Origin of the sequence: Pseudomonas sp. NPDC090233 (assembly GCF_044772285.1) — a bacterium.
In the GTDB taxonomy this organism is placed as follows: domain Bacteria; phylum Pseudomonadota; class Gammaproteobacteria; order Pseudomonadales; family Pseudomonadaceae; genus Aquipseudomonas.
This window is the reverse complement of sequence record NZ_JBIVYQ010000004.1, coordinates 666373-685314: the sequence shown is the minus strand read 5'-3', so window position 1 is coordinate 685314 and position 18942 is coordinate 666373. Positions and strand designations below refer to the sequence as shown.

The 18942-nt window shown below is 61.6% G+C and carries 18 protein-coding genes; 15 read left to right on the top strand and 3 right to left on the bottom strand.

Features of this window, described 5'->3' with window-relative positions; all coding sequences use genetic code 11:
• Nucleotides 1-221, top strand: a 221-nt coding sequence (locus tag ACIQUF_RS14535; protein ID WP_403132491.1) for a hypothetical protein, incomplete at its 5' end; no start/stop codon positions are given.
• A gap of 64 nt (nt 222-285) precedes the next feature.
• On the opposite strand, the gene ACIQUF_RS14530 is transcribed toward ACIQUF_RS14535, so the two are convergent.
• Entirely contained in the window at nt 286-1506 is a 1221-nt protein-coding gene (locus tag ACIQUF_RS14530) for a CaiB/BaiF CoA transferase family protein (protein ID WP_403132489.1), read from the bottom strand.
• A 14-nt stretch (nt 1507-1520) separates the two neighbouring features.
• Complete coding sequence (locus tag ACIQUF_RS14525) at nt 1521-2702, bottom strand: acyl-CoA dehydrogenase (protein ID WP_400802509.1); 1182 nt, start codon at nt 2700-2702, stop codon at nt 1521-1523.
• A gap of 160 nt (nt 2703-2862) precedes the next feature.
• Here ACIQUF_RS14525 and ACIQUF_RS14520 point away from each other — a divergent pair, with 160 nt between their 5' ends.
• The 10 genes from ACIQUF_RS14520 to ACIQUF_RS14475 all read left to right on the top strand — a co-directional run bounded on the left by ACIQUF_RS14520 (nt 2863) and on the right by ACIQUF_RS14475 (nt 12658).
• Entirely contained in the window at nt 2863-3777 is a 915-nt protein-coding gene (locus ACIQUF_RS14520; RefSeq protein ID WP_403132486.1) for a LysR family transcriptional regulator, read from the top strand.
• 418 nt (nt 3778-4195) lie between these two features.
• The gene (locus tag ACIQUF_RS14515) at nt 4196-5317 is read left to right on the top strand and encodes a Re/Si-specific NAD(P)(+) transhydrogenase subunit alpha (RefSeq protein ID WP_403132483.1); all 1122 of its coding nucleotides are present in this window, start codon (nt 4196-4198) and stop codon (nt 5315-5317) included.
• A gap of 11 nt (nt 5318-5328) precedes the next feature.
• On the top strand, nt 5329-5643 hold the full coding sequence (locus ACIQUF_RS14510) for an NAD(P) transhydrogenase subunit alpha (RefSeq protein WP_003256966.1): 315 nt from the start codon (nt 5329-5331) through the stop codon (nt 5641-5643).
• A 2-nt stretch (nt 5644-5645) separates the two neighbouring features.
• Nucleotides 5646-7082 (top strand): NAD(P)(+) transhydrogenase (Re/Si-specific) subunit beta, encoded by a 1437-nt coding sequence (locus tag ACIQUF_RS14505; RefSeq protein WP_403132480.1) that lies wholly within the window; start codon nt 5646-5648, stop codon nt 7080-7082.
• Between the two features lie 189 nt (nt 7083-7271).
• Nucleotides 7272-8765, top strand: a complete 1494-nt coding sequence (locus ACIQUF_RS14500) for an acetyl-CoA hydrolase/transferase family protein (RefSeq protein WP_403132477.1) — start codon at nt 7272-7274, stop codon at nt 8763-8765.
• A gap of 359 nt (nt 8766-9124) precedes the next feature.
• Complete coding sequence (locus ACIQUF_RS14495; protein WP_023378057.1) at nt 9125-9340, top strand: DUF1127 domain-containing protein; 216 nt, start codon at nt 9125-9127, stop codon at nt 9338-9340.
• Nucleotides 9341-9645: 305 nt separating this feature from the next.
• Complete coding sequence (locus ACIQUF_RS14490; RefSeq protein WP_403132475.1) at nt 9646-9963, top strand: DUF2388 domain-containing protein; 318 nt, start codon at nt 9646-9648, stop codon at nt 9961-9963.
• A gap of 89 nt (nt 9964-10052) precedes the next feature.
• Nucleotides 10053-10346 carry a DUF2388 domain-containing protein gene (locus ACIQUF_RS14485; RefSeq protein WP_403132472.1) on the top strand — a complete coding sequence of 98 codons (294 nt, stop codon included), beginning with the start codon at nt 10053-10055 and terminating at the stop codon, nt 10344-10346.
• Between the two features lie 36 nt (nt 10347-10382).
• A complete protein-coding gene (locus ACIQUF_RS14480) occupies nt 10383-10703 on the top strand; it encodes a DUF2388 domain-containing protein (protein ID WP_403132471.1) in 321 nt (106 codons plus the stop codon).
• Complete coding sequence (locus tag ACIQUF_RS14475) at nt 10700-12658, top strand: DUF4105 domain-containing protein (protein ID WP_403132470.1); 1959 nt, start codon at nt 10700-10702, stop codon at nt 12656-12658. Before ACIQUF_RS14480 ends, ACIQUF_RS14475 begins: the two co-directional genes overlap by 4 nt.
• 91 nt (nt 12659-12749) lie before the next feature.
• On the opposite strand, the gene ACIQUF_RS14470 is transcribed toward ACIQUF_RS14475, so the two are convergent.
• Nucleotides 12750-13151 (bottom strand): GFA family protein, encoded by a 402-nt coding sequence (locus ACIQUF_RS14470; RefSeq protein WP_403132467.1) that lies wholly within the window; start codon nt 13149-13151, stop codon nt 12750-12752.
• Nucleotides 13152-13416: 265 nt separating this feature from the next.
• On the opposite strand from ACIQUF_RS14470, the gene ACIQUF_RS14465 reads away from it, so the two are divergent.
• The 4 genes from ACIQUF_RS14465 (at nt 13417) to ACIQUF_RS14450 (ending at nt 18891) form a co-directional block, all read left to right on the top strand.
• Entirely contained in the window at nt 13417-14724 is a 1308-nt protein-coding gene (locus tag ACIQUF_RS14465; protein ID WP_403132465.1) for a CitMHS family transporter, read from the top strand.
• 72 nt (nt 14725-14796) lie between these two features.
• Nucleotides 14797-15567, top strand: a complete 771-nt coding sequence (locus ACIQUF_RS14460; RefSeq protein ID WP_403132462.1) for a TerC family protein — start codon at nt 14797-14799, stop codon at nt 15565-15567.
• Between the two features lie 228 nt (nt 15568-15795).
• Nucleotides 15796-17454: a Na/Pi cotransporter family protein gene (locus tag ACIQUF_RS14455; protein ID WP_403132459.1), complete on the top strand. Its 1659-nt coding sequence runs from the start codon at nt 15796-15798 to the stop codon at nt 17452-17454.
• A 30-nt stretch (nt 17455-17484) separates the two neighbouring features.
• Nucleotides 17485-18891, top strand: coding sequence for a M16 family metallopeptidase (locus tag ACIQUF_RS14450; RefSeq protein WP_403132456.1), 1407 nt, complete (start codon nt 17485-17487; stop codon nt 18889-18891).
• Nucleotides 18892-18942 lie beyond the last annotated feature (51 nt).

Genomic DNA, 18942 nt, shown 5'->3' with positions numbered 1-18942 from the left:
CTGCGATCTCTCGTAGCGGGAGGCGAATTCTACAGCGTTTAGAAGCGCTGTCAACCACCTTTTCAACCGCTTGCGATCATTCGATCGTAGCCCTTTCAGCACCTTCTGAACTACTTAACTCATTGAATTTCAAGGAGTTTGTCGTTCCGATGTCGCTGGAAGTGGGGCGCATTATAAGGGGATTCGAAAGTGCGTCAAGGCTTAATTTCAAGAAACCTTGATATCGCTGAAAAGCAAAGCAGGGAGGCCTGCGGCCTCCCTGCTTATCACCACCTTTATATAGCTTCAGATCACGCCAGCAGTTCGCAAATGCTCCAGCGCATCAGCATCCAGCCCCAGCATGTCACTCAAGACTGCTGCCGTATGCTCGCCAAGCAGTGGTGGCGCGCGCCGATATTCAACAGGCGTCTCCGATAACCGGATAGGGCTCGCCACCTGCGGTACGCTCCCCGCCAAAGGATGCGCAATGCTCACCGCCAGGCCGCGCGCAAGCACCTGCGGATCCTGGAACATCTGCGCCAGGTCGTTGATCGGCCCACAGGGCACGCCAGCAGCCTCCAACTGGCTCACCCACTCAGCCGTAGTCTTGAACACCGTAGCCTGGCGAATCAGTGGGATCAGCTCGGCCCTGTTGGCCACCCGCAGCTTGTTTGTGGCAAAGCGCGGGTCATCCGCCCATTGCGGCTGCCCTGCCACTTCGGCGAACTTGCGGAACTGGCCATCATTGCCCACGGTAAGGATGAAGTCGCCATCCGCCGTCGGAAAGTCCTGATAAGGCACGATATTAGGATGGGCATTACCCAGCCGCCGTGGCGGGTTACCCGTGGTCAGATAGTTCATCGCCTGATTGGCGAGACAGGCCACCTGCACATCCAGCAGTGCCATATCGATATGCTGGCCAACACCAGCCTGATCGCGGTGGGCGAGGGCGGCCAGGACGGCAACCGTCGAGTACAGCCCGGTCAGAATGTCGGTCAGCGCAACACCCACCTTCACAGGCCCTGCACCTTCTTCACCATCAGGGCGACCCGTCAGGCTCATCAGCCCGCCCAACCCCTGGATCATGAAGTCATAGCCAGCCCGCTTGGCGTAGGGACCGGTTTGCCCGAAGCCGGTAATCGAGCAGTAAATCAACTTTGGGTTGCGCGCTTTCAGACTGGCGTAATCCAGGCCATAGGCCGCCAACCCGCCCACCTTGAAGTTCTCAATGACGATGTCGGACTTGGCCGCCAGTTCACGCACTAGGCGCTGCCCCTCCGGCTGAGTGAAATCGATGGTCACCGAGCGCTTGTTACGATTGGCCGACAAGTAGTAAGCCGCCTCGCTGGTGTTCTCTCCCTGGGCATCCTTAAGGAAAGGAGGCCCCCAGGCGCGTGTGTCGTCGCCGCTACCCGGACGCTCGACCTTGATCACATCAGCACCCAGGTCAGCCAGGATCTGGCCAGACCAGGGCCCCGCCAGCACACGGGAAAGATCCAGCACCCGCAGATGAGATAGCGCGCCCATGAACCGGCTCCCTATTAATAGAAGGCCTGGATGCCAGTTTGCGCACGCCCCAGGATCAGCGCGTGTACGTCGTGGGTACCTTCATAGGTATTGACCACCTCAAGGTTCACCAGGTGACGCGCCACGCCGAACTCGTCAGATATCCCGTTGCCGCCCAACATGTCACGGGCCATGCGCGCGATGTCCAGCGCCTTGCCGCAGGAGTTGCGCTTCATGATCGAAGTGATTTCCACCGCAGCGGTGCCTTCGTCCTTCATGCGACCCAACCGCAGGCAGCCTTGGAGAGCCAGGGTAATTTCCGTCTGCATATCGGCCAGCTTCTTCTGAATCAGCTGGTTGGCAGCCAGCGGGCGACCGAACTGCTGGCGGTCCAAGGTGTACTGGCGAGCAGTGTGCCAGCAGGCTTCCGCCGCACCCAGCGCGCCCCAGGAGATGCCATAACGGGCCGAGTTGAGGCAGGTGAACGGGCCTTTGAGGCCACGTACATCCGGGAAAATGTTCTCCTCCGGCACGAACACATTGTCCATGACGATCTCGCCAGTGATCGACGCACGCAGGCCAACCTTGCCATGAATAGCCGGGGCGCTCAGCCCCTGCCAGCCTTTTTCGAGAACAAAGCCACGGATATCACCGGCGTCATCCTTGGCCCAGACCACGAACACATCGGCGATCGGGCTGTTGGTAATCCACATCTTGCTACCGCTCAGGCGATAGCCACCATCGACCTTGCGGGCGCGGGTGATCATCGAGCCTGGGTCGGAGCCGTGGTTAGGTTCGGTCAGGCCGAAGCAGCCGATCCACTCGCCGCTGGCAAGTTTGGGCAGGTACTTCTGTTTCTGCGCTTCGGTACCGAACTCATTGATCGGCACCATCACCAGCGAAGACTGCACACTCATCATCGAACGGTAGCCGGAGTCGATGCGCTCCACTTCCCGGGCAATCAGGCCGTAGCACACGTAGTTCAGGCCGCTGCCGCCGTACGCCTCGGGAATGGTGGCGCCCAGCAGGCCGACTTCGCCCATTTCACGGAAAATCGCCGGGTCGGTCTGCTCGTGACGGAAGGCTTCGAGCACACGCGGTGCGAGCTTGTCCTGGGCGAACTGATAAGCGCTGTCACGCACCATGCGCTCTTCTTCAGTGAGCTGCTGATCCAACAACAGCGGGTCGATCCAGTTGAAGCTTGCTTTACCGGCCATGAGCGAAATCCTCGAAATAGGGGAGCGATCTTGTGCCATTGATCCTAGGCCTGATCTGCAGCGAGAACAAACGAGGATTGCGCACGCATCAGTGCAAATTTCTCACTCCGTAAAGCAGCAAAGGCCCATACTGCAAGCACCATGAGTGAGGTCACCGTACATGCGCCGCAAGATACCCAGCACCACCGCCCTGGTCTGCTTCGAAGCGGCAGCGCGCCACGAGAGCTTTACCAAGGCCGCCCAGGAACTTGCCCTGACCCAGGGTGCCGTCTGTCGCCAGATCGGCGGACTGGAAGCATTCCTCAATGTCGAATTGTTCAGGCGCTCACGTCGTGGCGTGAAACTGACCGAAGCCGGGCTTTCCTATAGCCGCCAGGTCGCCGCGCAACTGGACGCGGTAGAGCGGGACACCTTGTCGGTGATGCGCCAGCAGGGCGCCAACGTCATTGAGCTGGCGGTAGTGCCAACCTTCGGCACGCAGTGGCTGTTGCCACGCCTCAAGGACTTCCAGCAGCGCCACCCCGACGTCACCGTCAACCTGACTAACCGCACCCGGCCATTCCTGTTTGCCGACACCCCGTTCGATGCCGCCATCTATTTCGGCGATGCCGACTGGTCCGGCACGCAATCCCATCGCCTGATGGGGGAAAACCCGCTTCCCGTATGCAGCCCGTCTTTGCTGAAGGGTCAGGGCATGCTCGACGCACAGCGCATCGCCAGCTTGCCTTTGCTGCAGCAGACCACACGCCCTTATGCATGGCGCCAGTGGTTCAACGGCCTGGGCATGAATGTCGTTAGCGACATGACAGGCCCGCGCTACGAACTATTCTCCATGCTTGCCCAGGCCGCCATGCATGAGATGGGCGTCGCGCTGATTCCGCCGTTCTTGATCCAGCGGGAGCTGGAGGAGGGCAGGCTGGTGGTCGCAAACAGATACGCGCTGTCCAGCGACAAGGCCTACTATCTGATGATTCCGGAACGCAAGGTCGAGTCTGCGTCGCTCAGGGCCTTTCGCGACTGGCTATTGGAGGAAGCGCGCCGGTATCTCGAAACACATCCGAACGCCCCATCCTGACCATGTAGTCAATTATTTTAAACACCTACAGATATATCTATTTGTCGCTTGTACGAAAACTGTAAGGGTCGCCTGAAAAAACCGCTGAAAGCCATCAACCACGCGGATTTCAGGGGTATTTACGACCTTTATCAGCCAATTCGCGAAATCATCGCAAAAAATTTCAAATTATCCCCTAATCTGCCAATAGCCCATGTTTGACGGGCTGCAGCCTAGCACTTGCGACATACGGTCACAGGCTGACTTGTAGTTTAGAGTTCGTTTCGCTCCATAACCGGTTGAAGGCCCCTGGGTTCGTCTGCAAAATGCTCGGCCCGCCCAGGAAATGGCGGGCTTGGCGCTTAACAGCCAACCCTGCGCACCAACGAAGTGCGCCGGCTTCTATAAAGACAAAAAGGTCACCGCAGGAGAAATAGTCGTGCACATTGGTGTTCCTCTCGAGACGCAGACCGGTGAGACAAGGGTCGCTGCGACGCCCGAAACCATCAAGAAACTGATTGGCCAGGGCCATCAGGTCACCGTCCAACGGGGGGCAGGGCTCAATGCCAGCATTCCGGACAGTGCCTATGAGGCCGTGGGTGCTTCCCTGGGAAGTGCGGCCGATGCCTACGGCGCTCAGTTGGTTCTCAAGGTGGTAGGCCCCAACGACCAGGAGCTGGCCCTGATCAACAGCGGCAGCCTGCTGGTCGGTATGCTCAATCCCTTCAACAGTGAACTGATCGGCAAGATGGCTGAGCGCGGTATCACCGCATTCGCCCTCGAAGCCGCGCCGCGCACCTCGCGGGCGCAGAGCCTCGACGTGCTGTCGTCCCAGGCCAACATCGCCGGCTACAAGGCGGTGCTGCTGGCAGCCCATCACTACCCACGCTTCATGCCCATGCTGATGACCGCCGCCGGTACCGTCAAAGCCGCGCGCGTGCTTGTACTGGGAGCTGGTGTTGCCGGCCTGCAGGCCATCGCCACGGCCAAGCGCCTGGGAGCGGTGATCGAGGCGTCGGACGTGCGCCCGGCGGTGAAGGAGCAGATCGAATCGCTCGGCGCCAAGTTCCTTGATGTGCCCTACGAGACCGACGAGGAGCGCGAGTGCGCAGAAGGCGTTGGCGGCTATGCGCGGCCGATGCCGGCCAGCTGGATGCAACGCCAGGCCCAGGCCGTGCACGAGCGCGCCAAGCAGGCGGACATCGTCATCACCACCGCACTGATCCCCGGCCGTAAGGCACCGACCCTGCTCAGCGCCGAAACCGTGGCACAGATGAAGCCAGGCTCGGTGGTCATCGACCTGGCGGCAGCCCAAGGCGGCAACTGCCCGCTGACCGTCGCCGACCAGGTGGTGAATGAAAACGGCGTGACCATCGTCGGCCCGACCAACCTGCCCGCCCAGGTGGGAGCCGATGCCTCGGCGCTGTATGCACGCAACCTGCTGGACTTCATGAAGCTGCTGTTCGACAAGGACGGCGCACTGGTCATCAACCTCGAAGACGACATCGTCGCCGCGTGCCTGATGTGCCGCGACGGCCAGGTCGTGCGCAAGAACGGCTAAGGAGCACGACAATGGAAGACATGCTGATTTCCCACGGCATCTACAACCTGATCATCTTCGTGCTGGCCATTTATGTCGGCTATCACGTGGTGTGGAACGTTACCCCGGCACTGCACACGCCACTGATGGCGGTTACCAACGCGATCTCGGCGATCGTCATCGTCGGCGCCATGCTGGCTGCCGCACTGACCGTCACCCCGGCCGGCAAACTGATGGGCACCCTGGCGGTGGCCTTGGCTGCGGTCAACGTGTTCGGTGGCTTCCTGGTCACTCGCCGCATGCTTGAAATGTTCAAGAAGAAAACCAAGAACGAGGCGCAGAAGTAAGCATGAGCATGAATCTGGTAACGCTCCTCTACCTTGTCGCCTCGATCTGCTTCATCCAGGCGCTCAAGGGCCTGTCGCACCCGACCACCTCGCGGCGCGGCAACCTGTACGGCATGATCGGCATGGGGATCGCGATCCTCACCACGGTTGGCCTCATTTATAAGCTGGGCTCTGAAATTGCTACTGCCGGCATTGGCTACGTGATTGTCGGCCTACTGGTCGGTGGTACTGCTGGCTCGATCATGGCCAAGCGCGTCGAGATGACCAAGATGCCGGAACTGGTCGCCTTCATGCACAGCATGATCGGCCTGGCTGCGGTGTTCATCGCGATCGCGGCGGTGCTAGAGCCGCAGTCGATGGGCATCGTAGCCGCCATCAGCGACCCAATCCCAACCGGTAACCGCCTGGAACTGTTCCTCGGCGCAGCCATCGGTGCGATCACCTTCTCCGGTTCCGTGATCGCCTTCGGCAAGCTATCGGGCAAGTACAAGTTCCGCCTGTTCCAAGGCGCACCGGTACAGTTCGCCGGCCAGCACAAGCTGAACCTGATCCTGGGCCTCACCACCATCGCCCTGGGCCTGCTGTTCACCTTCACCGGCCATTACAGCGCCTTCACCCTGATGCTGGTTCTGGCCTTCATCATGGGCGTGCTGATCATCATCCCGATTGGTGGCGCCGACATGCCGGTAGTGGTGTCGATGCTCAACAGCTACTCGGGCTGGGCAGCGGCGGGGATCGGCTTCTCGCTGAACAACTCGATGCTGATCATTGCCGGCTCCCTGGTGGGCTCCAGCGGTGCGATTCTCTCGTACATCATGTGCAAGGCGATGAACCGCTCGTTCTTCAACGTCATCCTCGGCGGCTTCGGCGGCGATGCGGATGCCGGCGCGGCACAAGGCTCGAAAGAACAGCGCCCGGTGAAGTCCGGCTCGGCCGACGACGCGACCTTCCTGCTGAGCAACGCCGACAGCGTGATCATCGTTCCGGGCTACGGCCTGGCGGTGGCACGTGCCCAGCACGCGCTCAAGGAACTGACCGAAAAGCTGACCCACAACGGCGTGACCGTGAAGTACGCGATCCACCCGGTGGCGGGGCGCATGCCCGGGCACATGAACGTACTGCTGGCCGAGGCGGAGGTGCCATACGACCAGGTGTTCGAGATGGAAGACATCAACGCCGAGTTCGGCCAGGCCGACGTGGTATTGGTGCTGGGCGCCAACGACGTGGTCAACCCGGCCGCGAAAAACGATCCGAAGTCGCCAATCGCCGGCATGCCCATTCTCGAAGCCTTCAAGGCCAAGACCATCATCGTCAACAAGCGCTCCATGGCCAGCGGCTATGCCGGCCTGGACAACGAACTGTTCTACCTGGACAAGACCATGATGGTGTTCGGTGACGCGAAGAAGGTCATCGAAGATATGGTCAAAGCTGTCGAGTAAGCCTTTTCGCATCTAACAGTGCGATATATAGAAAGCCCTGGCGAGATTTCTCCCAGGGCTTTTGCATTTTACTGATCCAGATCAACGGCTCTATTACCGCGCTTCTCATACGACCATGGTCGCGGGACGGCGCCGGGGTAAATCTCTAGACTGCGCTGCAGTAGCTTCAGTAGCCTGAGATAACAATCCATGTACCGTGATCGTATCCGCTTGTCCTCCCTGCACAGCAAGGTAATGAGTGCGGCTGATGCCGCTGGCCTGATCGAGGACGGCATGACCGTCGGCATGAGCGGCTTCACCCGCGCCGGCGAAGCCAAGGCTGTGCCGCATGCCCTGGCTGAACGCGCCAAGCAGTCGCCACTGAAAATCAGCCTGATGACCGGCGCCAGCCTGGGCAACGACCTCGACAAGCAGCTGACCGAGGCCGGCGTGCTGGCCCGCCGCATGCCATTCCAGGTCGACAGCACCCTGCGCAAGGCCATCAACGACGGCCAAGTGATGTTCATCGACCAGCACCTGTCGGAAACCGTCGAACAACTGCGCAACCAGCAGCTGAAACTGCCGGACATCGCCGTGATCGAGGCGGTAGCCATTACCGAAGAAGGCCATATCGTGCCAACCACATCGGTGGGCAACTCGGCCAGCTTCGCCATCTTTGCCAAACAAGTGATCGTCGAGATCAACCTGTCGCACAATGCCAACCTCGAAGGCTTGCACGACATCTATATCCCGACCTACCGCCCGACCCGCACGCCGATCCCGCTGGTGAAAGTCGATGACCGCATCGGCAGCAGCGCAATCGCCATCGACCCGGCCAAGATCGTCGGCATCGTCATCAGCGACCAGGCAGACTCGCCATCCACCGTGCTGCCGCCGGATGACGAAACCCAGGGCATCGCCGACCACCTGATCAACTTCCTCAAGAACGAAGTGGCCGCCGGCCGCATGACCAACAAGCTCGGCCCGCTGCAGGCCGGCATCGGCAGCATCGCCAACGCGGTGATGTGCGGCCTGATCGAGTCGCCGTTCGAAGACCTGACCATGTACTCCGAAGTGCTGCAGGACTCGACCTTCGACCTGATCGACGCCGGCAAGCTGAGCTTCGCCTCCGGCAGCTCGATCACCCTGTCGAGCCGCCGCAACGCCGATGTGTTCGGCAACCTGGAGCGCTACAAGGACAAGCTGGTACTGCGCCCGCAGGAGATCTCCAACCATCCTGAAGTCGTCCGCCGCCTGGGCATCATCGGCATCAACACGGCGCTGGAGTTCGACATCTACGGCAACGTCAACTCCACCCACGTCTGCGGCACACGGATGATGAACGGCATCGGTGGCTCCGGCGACTTCGCCCGCAACGCTCACCTGGCGGTGTTCGTGACCAAGTCGATCGCCAAGGGCGGCGCGATTTCCAGCGTCGTGCCGATGGTCAGCCATGTCGACCACACCGAGCATGACGTGGACATCCTGGTGACCGAGCAAGGCCTGGCAGACCTGCGTGGCCTGGCCCCGCGCGAGCGCGCCCGGGCAATCATCGACAACTGTGTGCACCCGGATTACCGCGCAGCGCTGAATGACTACTTCGAACGCGCTTGCCAGCGTGGCGGCCATACTCCGCATATCCTGCGTGAGGCATTGAGCTGGCACGAGAACCTGGAAGAAAGCGGGCGTATGCTCGCCAGCTGATGCGATATTGGGTCTGAGCAGCTGCTCTCTAAGCTGCTCAGGCCTCGCTACACACAGTTCACAGCAATTACAACATTCCCGCCAACACACTTTCCCCCTGCCTCTGAATAAACTGTACTACTGTACTGCTTATTTGACTGTAATCGGCACCTTCAGAATCCCAATACGAGCAAAAACGCACCGAGACGGTGCGGACCAGTACAGTTACGCCAGTTTCAGGTGCAACAGTCGAGTTAAACAGTTAACTGGGCCATCTCATTACCACTGAACTGTATCTACTGTTCTGGACAACACCGGAGGATCATTGGCATCAGTTAAACCACTACCTAATCCCGCCATAAGCGGAAGGATGAAGCATCATGGAACGTACCCTCAGTTCCGGTCTCGTGTTCGAAAACAACGCCCAGCAGTCCAACGCTTCGCTGCCACTGCGCGCCCTCTCTACCCTGCTGCTGTGGCAGCGTCGCATGGCCAGCCGCCGTCAATTGGCTCGCCTGGATGCCCGCCTGCTGGCTGACGCCGGTATCAGCGAATCGCAGCGTTACGAAGAGCTGAGCAAGCCGTTCTGGCGCTAAGCACCGGTTCGCCGGCTTCCGCCGGCACCGCGAATTCCCCAAACCCGCTGCAGGTGACTGCAGCGGGTTTTTTAATGGCTGAGCCCCGGACCAGAGCCGCTGCAGCGAAATAGGTACAGTTTGATCAAAATCAAATATGACCGAAACAGTTCGCTTGTGCACAGTTCATTAACATCCGGAAATACCGCCGCGTGATACGCTTGACTCAACAGTCTGGTAGAAACCAGTTGTTCAAAGGTACCGTGACGAACCCCGTGAGCGTCCGATAAGCAGATCCACAGATCCCTCCCCAGGAGTCCACGACCATGTCCCGCAAACACCTGATTGGCGCAGCCCTGCTGCTCGGCCTGACCGGCGCCGCCAACGCCAGCAGTTTCGTCGTCACGACCGATGCCGTAGTCCGTGCCGTTGCCGCCACCACTGACGCCACCTCCGACCTGTCTTCGTCGTTCCGCGACGACAAGATCGTGCAGGCCGCCCGCGACGACGCCGCCACCTACGTCGGTAGCCAAGGCGCCATTCACGGCGCCAAGCTGGAAAGCGCCTTCCTGCACATTCGCTCGAGCATGCCGGCCCTGCAAGCCAGCGATGCTCAACTGGCCCAGGCTATCCTGGCGCTCTGATTCACAGGCTGTAATACCCAAGTGCTGGCTCTGGCCGGCACTTGCGGGCTAGCCTTGGCCGTTCCTGTACCTGTCTTATTAGAAAGCCCATGCGTTATCTGTTGCCGTTGTTGTTTTGCCTAGCCGCCATGGGCAGTGCCCATGCCATGGACACCACCACGCAAAGTCTGGTCATCACCGGCTACGTCACCAGCCAGGTCACGACCGCACCCTTCGACCGCAAGCTGGTCAGGCAGGCACGCGACGATGCCGCGGCCTTTGTTGCCAGCGACGGCGTGATCCGTGGCGCGCGCTTGGAAGCGGCGCTCGATGCGCTGCGCCACAACTGTGCTCATCACCCTGTCGGCGACCTTGAACTGGCAGAAGCAATTCTCGTCCAATGATTACTTTTGACTCCCTGTATGTTCCGGAGATGCTCCATGCGTAAACCGCTGATCGCCGCTACCCTCGGCATGTTGCTGCTGGCCGACCTGGCCCAGGCACAGACTCTGGTGGCCACCAGCAACATCATCGTGCGCGCCTTTGGTCGCTCGATCGACTTCACCTCTGATACCACTACCTCGATCCGAGACTCCAAAGTCGTGCGTGAAGCGCATGACGATGCCGCCAGTTTCGTCGCCAGCAACGGTGATATCCGTGGCGCCCAGCTGGAGGCTGCCTTCGATACCCTGCGCGAACGCGTACCTGAAGCGCGCGGCGCCAGCGACCAGGTGCTGGCCGAAGCCATCCTGGCGCTGTGAAGCGCGTGCGTGCCTGGCTGCTCGGCTGCGCCCTGACGCTGCTCGGCACGCCCGCACTGGCTGACCTGCAGCTCGATCTGCAGGCATCAGGCCTTACCCCGCAACAAGTGCAAGCTTCGCAAGCGCTGCTGGATGAGGCTCTGGCGAAACTCCCGTCGCACTTCAAGCAACAGCTGGACCGGCGTGTGCTGGTCAGCTGGAGCGACAACATGCCGGCCGATGCCTATGGCCAGGCATCCTTGGTCTCGACCCTGGAACTCAACCGCAGCCTGCTGCCCAGCCTGGCTGACGGCAGCGCCGCTCAGCAAAAAACCGACCGGCCGCATGGCACCGTGCGCGAAGAGCTGCTGGCTACCGTCCTTCACGAACTCACCCACATTTACGACCGGGCTCGGCTCTGGCCTAGCGCCGAGCGCTCGATGATCGCCCGCTGCAAGCGCCAGCAGGGCACGCTAGGCAAAATTGGCCAGCTGGAGGAGTGCCGCGGCCAGGCAGAACGCCGCTTCACCTTGAGCGACGACCCGCGTTTTCTCGACCTGGCCGGCTGGCCGCAATACGTCGGCCGCCGTGGCGAGCGCGAACAGCACAACGGCCAGTTCGTCCGCAGCCCCGACAGCTACGAGTTGAGCAGCCCCAAGGAATACCTCGCGGTCAATATGGAGTACTTCCTCCTCGACCCGAGCTACGGCTGCCGCCGACCGGCGCTGAACCAGTACCTGCGTGACCACTTCGGCTGGGCGCCAGAGCAGCAAACCTGCGCCAAGGGCCTGCCATTCCTCAACGCCGGCAGCGACTTCGCCCGCCAGCCGTTGGGCGACATCGACCCCGAACGGGTCTATGAAGTGGATTTCCTGCTGGCCGAAGCCAACCAGAACCTGGTCAGCCGCTGGGGCCACAGCATGCTGCGCCTGGTTATCTGCAAGCCTGGCCGCCCACGCGGGCCAGACTGCCGCCTGGATCTCGACCAGCATCTGGTGCTGTCGTACCGTGCTTTCGTCAACGACGTGCAGTTGTCGAGCTGGGATGGGCTGGTCGGCGCCTACCCGTCCCGGCTGTTCGTGCTGCCGCTGGCCCAGGTGATCGACGAGTACACCAAGACCGAATTGCGCAGCCTGGCGTCGGTGCCGCTGAAACTCAATCGTGACGAAATCGAAAACCTGGTACGCCAGGCTGCCGAGATGCACTGGACGTATGACGGCAACTACTGGTTCTTGTCCAACAACTGTGCCGTTGAGTCGTTGAAACTGCTGCGCAGCGGCACCGCCAACCCACGCCTGAACGACCTCGACAGCATCATGCCCAACGGCTTGCTCGCCGTGCTGGCGGGGAGGGGGCTGGCCGACACCAGCGTACTCGATGACCCACGCGAAGCCTTGCGCCTGGGCTACCGCTTCGACTCCTACCGTGAGCGCTATCAAGCGATGTTCGATGTGCTCAGGAAGCAGCTGCCGGTCAAGCAGGACAAGGTCGAGGACTGGCTGGCCCTGGATGCCGAGCAGCGCCGCAGCTGGTTCGCCCGGGCCGACCTGCGCACCAGCGCCGCCTTGCTGCTGCTGGAACAGGCCAGCCTGCGTCGCCAGTTGCTGCTGGCTCAGGACGAAGTGAAGCAGCGCTACCTGAATGCGGCCGCGCTGAAGGATGGTAGTGTCAGCAAGGCTGACCAGACGCTGAAGCAGATGCTTGCCAACAGTGGCTTCCTCAGCCGCCCGGCGGAGCTGTTGGAGGCCAAGGGCTATGGCCTGCCGCAGCCCGAAGAGCGCAAACACCTGGAGAAGGTCAGCAGTGAGCGGCAGGCACAATTGCTCCGTTTGAGCACAGACTTGGATAAAGAGGTGAGGGCGCTGCTGGAGCCTTCACGGGCCAAAGAAATTGCCGCGGTGGAGGCGAATCTGAAGCAGATTGGTGAGCATTTGCGGGCGCTGCACAAGGCTGCGGGGGGCCTGCAGCTACCCTAGTGTATGCACTGGCCTCTTCGCGGCTGAAGCCGCTCCTACATTTCGTAGGAGCGGCTTCAGCCGCGAGAGGCCAGCAGAACCAGCACAGAACTCAAAGTTTCTCTTCCGCCTCCCCAGGCAAACCCTCATCCAAATGCAGCCAGGGCAACCGGCTGCTGGTCCAGATATGCCGCTGCGCCGGCACCCGCTCCGGATGATCCAGCGTCGCCACCGTCACATCGATGCTGTCCGGGCTGTGCTCGGTAACCAACGCCACATGCGCCCCACACTCCCCACAGAAGTATCGTTTGCAGCTGGCCGGCGCCACATAGCACTGCGGCCTGCCCGCCAGCCACTTGAAGCCCAGACGAGGCAGGGTAAGCCAGGTCACCACCAGCCCGCCACTGACCCGCCGACAGATCGAGCAATGACAATGGGCCACATCCGTCAATTCGCCCTTCAAGCGATAGCGCAAGGCCCCGCAATGGCAGCCTCCCTCGGTTACATCCTGCATCACCTACCTCCCGTCGCCCTTTTACCAGCGAAAGCTGGCTGAAAGCTTACCCCCCTAGGATAGCCGCCACTACCGGCACAAGACCGGTCAGCCAGGGCACCCGGATTTCCGCGCCCGGCCCAATCAACAACAACAATGGTGATTCTGATGTATTCCTGTGCCCGCCTTTTCGCAGTCCCCCTCCGCTTGCTCCCTGCGCAGCGCCCGACGCGCTGACCCGCCCGAATCGACGTTCCTTTCGCCGCGCCACGCCTGGAGTATTGCCATGCTGACCTTCCTCGGCTTTGCCATGGTCATCACCTTCATGTACCTGATCATGACCAAGCGCCTGTCGGCCTTGATCGCACTGATCCTGGTACCGATTCTGTTCGCCCTGTTCGGTGGTTTTTCCGCCGAGATCGGCCCAATGATGCTTCAAGGCATCAGCAAGCTCGCGCCCACCGGCGTGATGCTGATGTTCGCCATCCTCTACTTCGCCCTGATGATCGACTCCGGCTTGTTCGACCCGGCCGTGCGCAAGATCCTCAAGCTGGTGAAGGGCGACCCGCTGAAAGTCTCGGTCGGCACCGCCGTGCTGGCCCTGGTGGTATCGCTCGACGGCGACGGCGCCACCACTTACATGATCTGCTGCGCCGCCATGCTGCCGCTGTACAGCCGCCTGGGCATGAGCCCGCGAATCATGGCCGGCCTGATCATCCTCGCCGGCGGGGTGATGAACATGACTCCGTGGGGCGGGCCGACTGCCCGTGCCGCCAGTGCCCTGCATGTGGACCCGTCGGACATTTTCGTGCCGATGATCCCGGCCATGGTCTTCGGCGTGCTGGCGATCCTGGCCATTGCCTACATGTACGGCAAGCGTGAACGTGCCCGCCTGGGCGAGCTGCACCTGCCGACAGATGACATCGATCACAGCGAAATCAGTGTGTCGCAGTTCCCCGAAGCGCGCCGCCCAAAACTGCTGTGGTTCAACGGTGCGCTGACCGCCGTGCTGATGGTCGCGCTGATCGCCGGCGTGCTGCCACTGCCGGTGCTGTTCATGATCGCCTTCAGTATCGCCATGATCGTCAACTACCCGTGCCTGCAGCAGCAGAAAGACCGTATCGCCGCCCATGCCGGCAGCGTGCTGGCCGTGACCGGGTTGATCTTCGCCGCCGGTATTTTCACCGGCATCCTGTCGGGCACCGGCATGGTCGAAGCCATGTCCAAGAGCCTGCTGGCGGTCATCCCTGAAGCGCTGGGCCCTTACCTTGCGGTGATTACCGCGATCGTGAGCATGCCGTTCACCTTCTTCATGTCCAACGATGCCTTCTACTACGGCGTGCTGCCGGTACTGGCGGAGGCGGCTAGCCACTACGGTATCAGCCCGGTGGAGATGGCCCGCGCGTCGATCGTCGGGCAACCGGTACACCTGCTGAGCCCGCTGGTACCCTCGACCTACCTGCTGGTGGCATTGGCCGGCATCGAATTCGGCGACCACCAGCGCTTCACCCTCAAGTGGGCAGTACTGGTGTGCATGTGCATAATGGCCGCCGCATTGCTGATGGGCATTTTCCCGCTGTTCAGTAGTCTTTAATAAACACGCACCACCGCAAACGCGAAGCGCCCATACTTGGGCGCTTTGCCATTACCGTTCGAAGGAAGACACATGGAATGGCTGACCAGCCCGGAAATCTGGGTTGCCTTTTTCACCCTCACCGCGCTTGAGATCGTGCTCGGTATCGACAACATCATCATGATCTCGATTCTGGTCAGCCGCATGCCCAAGCACATGCAGCCGCGCACCCGGATCTTCGGCCTGGCCCTGGCCATGGTCACCCGCATCATGCTGCTGCTGTCGATCACCTGGGTCATGCGCCTGACCGCCGACCTATTCGTGGTGTTCGGCCAGGGCATCTCGGGGCGCGACCTGATCCTGTTCTTCGGCGGCCTGTTCCTGCTGTGGAAAAGCTCCCAAGAGATCTACCACGGCCTGGAAGGCGAGGACGAAAGCTCCGATGAGCCGAAGGGCGCGGGCGGCAAGTTCCTCTACACCATCATCCAGATCGCCATCATCGACATCGTGTTCTCGCTGGACTCGGTGATCACCGCGGTGGGCATGGTCTCGCACGTGCCTGTGATGATCGCCGCGATCGTCGTCGCTGTGCTGGTGATGATGCTCTGCGCCGGGGCCATCAGCAACTTCATAGACAAGCACCCTTCGCTGAAGATGCTTGCGCTTTCGTTCCTGATCGTCGTAGGTACCGTGCTGATCGCCGAATCCTTCGATGTGCATGTTCCGAAGGGCTACGTCTACTTCGCCATGGCGTTCTCGCTGGCGGTGGAGGCCATCAACATCCGCATGCGCACCGCCCTGGCACGCAAGGATGGCAAGGATCACGACCCGGTGAAACTGCGCAAGGACATTCCGGGTCAGTAAGTACTTGGAGCGCAGCGAGAGGGCCCTTCGGGGCCCTTTTTCATGACCAGGGTTTCATGACAGGCAGGTTTCAAACACCCGCCAGGCATGCCAAGCTGGCGTGAGCTGCGCAAAACAACTACAGCTTGAGTAAGCACTGGATTAAAAACACCCACCCCCAGGCCAGGCTTGCCGCGTCACCCATTGGCTTCGCCGCTGAAGCCCAGAATTAGAAAGGGGGGCTACACCATGTTGACCCTGCTCAACCTGCTCTCCGCCGTGGCTTTGCTGGTGTGGGGCACGCACATCGTCCGTACCGGCATCCTGCGGGTGTTCGGTTCCAACCTGCGCCGCGTCCTCAGCCAGAACATGAACCGCAGGCCGCTGGCGTTCATTGCCGGCATCGTGGTCACCGCCGTGGTGCAGAGCAGCAACGCCACTGCCATGCTTGTCACTTCATTCGTCGGCCAGGGCCTGATGGCCATGACCCCGGCGCTGGCGATCATGCTCGGCGCCGACGTGGGGACCGCGCTGATGGCCAGGGTGCTGACCCTCGACCTGTCGTGGCTGTCGCCGCTGCTGCTGTTTCTCGGGGTGATCTTCTTCCTGTCACGCAAGCAGACGCGCGCTGGTCAGCTGGGCCGCGTTGGCATTGGCCTGGGCCTGATCATCCTGGCGCTGGAGCTGATCGTGCAGGCCGCCACGCCGATCACCCACGCCCAGGGCGTGAAAGTGCTGTTCGCCTCACTGACTGGCGACATCCTGCTCGATGCCTTGGTTGGCGCGCTGTTCGCCATGGTTTCCTATTCCAGCCTGGCGGCGGTTTTGCTCACCGCCACCCTGGCCGGTGCCGAAGTGATCAGTCTGCCGGTGGCGATCGGCCTGGTGGTCGGCGCCAACATCGGCAGCGGGCTTTTGGCGTTCATCAGCACCAGCATGCAGAACGCCGCAGGCCGGCGCGTGGCACTGGGCAGCCTGCTGTACAAGCTGATCGGCCTGCTGCTGATCATTCCCGTGCTGCACCCGCTGGTGGATTGGATGGACTCGCTGAGCTTCAGCCCGCAGGAACTGGTGATCGGCTTCCACCTGCTCTACAACACCCTGCGCTGCCTGATCATGCTGCCCACGGTCAAACTCATGGGCCGGCTGTGCAACAGCCTGCTGCCCGAGCGCGAGAACGGCAACGGCCAGGTGCGCCCGCGCCACCTCGACCCCTCGGCACTCACCACGCCCAGCCTTGCCCTGGCCAACGCCGCCCGCGAAACCCTGCGCCTGGGCGACATCGTCGACAGCCTGCTCGAAGCCATGCTCAATGCCCTGCGCGGCACCCAGACCGCCTTGCCCCAGCAAGTCCGCGCCCTGGGCGAGGATGCCGAAGCGCTGTACAGCGCGATCAAGCTGTACCTGGCGCAGATGACGCGGGAAGACTTGAGCGACCAGGAGAACCGACGCTGGGCGGAAATCATCGAGCTGGCGATCAACCTCAAGCTGGCCGGCGACCTGATCGAACGCATGCTGCGCAAGGTGCAGCAGCAGAAGACCAGCCAGCGCCGGGAATTTTCCCAGGTCGGCCTGGAAGAACTCACCGGCCTGCAGGAGCAGTTGCTGTCCAACCTGCGCCTGGGCCTGTCGGTGTTCCTCAGCGCCGACCCTGAAAGCGCGCACTTGCTCCTACGCGAGAAACGCCGTTTCCGCGCGCAGGAACGCCGCCTGGCCCACGCCCACGTCAGCCGTTTGCAGCGTAAGGTAGTGCAAAGTATGGAGACGAGTTCGCTACACTTGGAGCTGATCGCCGACATGAAGCGGTTGAACTCTTTGTTCTGCAGCAGTGCCTATGTGGTACTGGGCGGCACGGACACCGGCGGGCTGATGCTCGATACGGTACCGGATGAAGCCCGCCAGCCCTGATCTCGCACACTTGGAGACCCAAGCTCGCCCATGCGTTGCCTGATATTCGTTTGCCTGCTGATCTGCAGCCTGACCTCCCACGCCCTGGATCGCTCGCGGGTCGAAGGCTACCTGTTGCCCAATGGCCTGCAGGTGATCCTCAAATCCGGCTATGAACGTGACCACGTGGCGATCCGCCTGGTCGTCGGCGTGGGCCTGGACGACTTCGACTGCCAGCAGAAAGAGCTGCCGCACTTGCTCGAACATTTGCTGTTCAGTGGCATCGACGAAACCGGCGAGGGCGGCCTGGAAGAACGTCTGCAGACCCTGGGCGGCGAATGGAATGCGTACACCAGCAGCGCCGACACCACATTCGTCATCGAAGCCCCGGCGCGCAATCAGCGCAAAGTCCTCGACCTGTTGCTGGCGGTGATCCGCGATACCCGTATCGACGCCAAGGCGCTGGCCACCGCCAAACGCATCATCGAACGCGAAGATGGCGGCCATTACGGCCACCTGCAACGCTGGCTCGACCGCCAGGACATCGGCCACCCGGCCAGCGATCAGCTGGCCACCGAGTTGGGCCTGAAATGCCCGGAGCGCTCCAACCTCGACGACATGACCCTGGAGCAGGTGCAGGCCCTGCGTGATCGCTGGTATGCCGCCAACAACATGACCCTGATCGTGGTCGGTGGCCTCGACCGCCTGCTGCCGGCCTACCTGGACCGCACCTTCGGCGAACTGCCCGCCACCGAGCCGGAGGAGCGGCGCAACCTCGAAAGCATCACCCAGCAAGCCGAGCAACGCCGCGACCTGACGCGCGGGGTACTGGGCGACAGCGTCAAACTGCACTGGCTGTTCATCGAACCGGTACTGGACAACGATCACCAGCCGACCCTCGACCTGCTTTCGCGCTACCTGGACTGGGCCTTGTACGACCAGTTGCGGTTGCGCAACGGCCTGTCCTACGGCCCCTCGGTGCAGCGTGAAAGCTTTGGCGACAGCGGCATGCTGAGCATGAACGCCGACCTTGAGCGCGACGACATCGACAAGGCGGTCAAGGTGATGCAGCACCTGTTCGACCACCTGCGCAAGGAAGGCCTCGATGCCGATACTTTCGCCCGCATCAAGGGCGCCGCCGTTGCCAAGGAGAGCTGGAGCACCCAGGGCAACAGCGCGCTGGCCGACTATTACTGGGGGGCGCTGAACGACTACAACAATGGGCGCTTTGCCAGCCCGACGCGGCAGCTGCGGCAGGTCAGCCTGGAGCAGGCCAACGATGCGTTGAAGGAACTGCTCAAGGATGAGGGGTATCTGCGGATCGAGAAGCCGTTGCTGGGGTATGACGAGTTGTATGGGTTGATTGCGCTGGTGGTGGGCGTGATTCTGGCGGCTGGGTTGCTGAAGTGGAGACGTCGTCCCCCAGAGCGACCCAGTGGTGCTACACGCCAGCGGTGAATCGGCGGTATCCTTGTAGGAGCGGCTTCAGCCGCGATAAGGCCGCCCTTT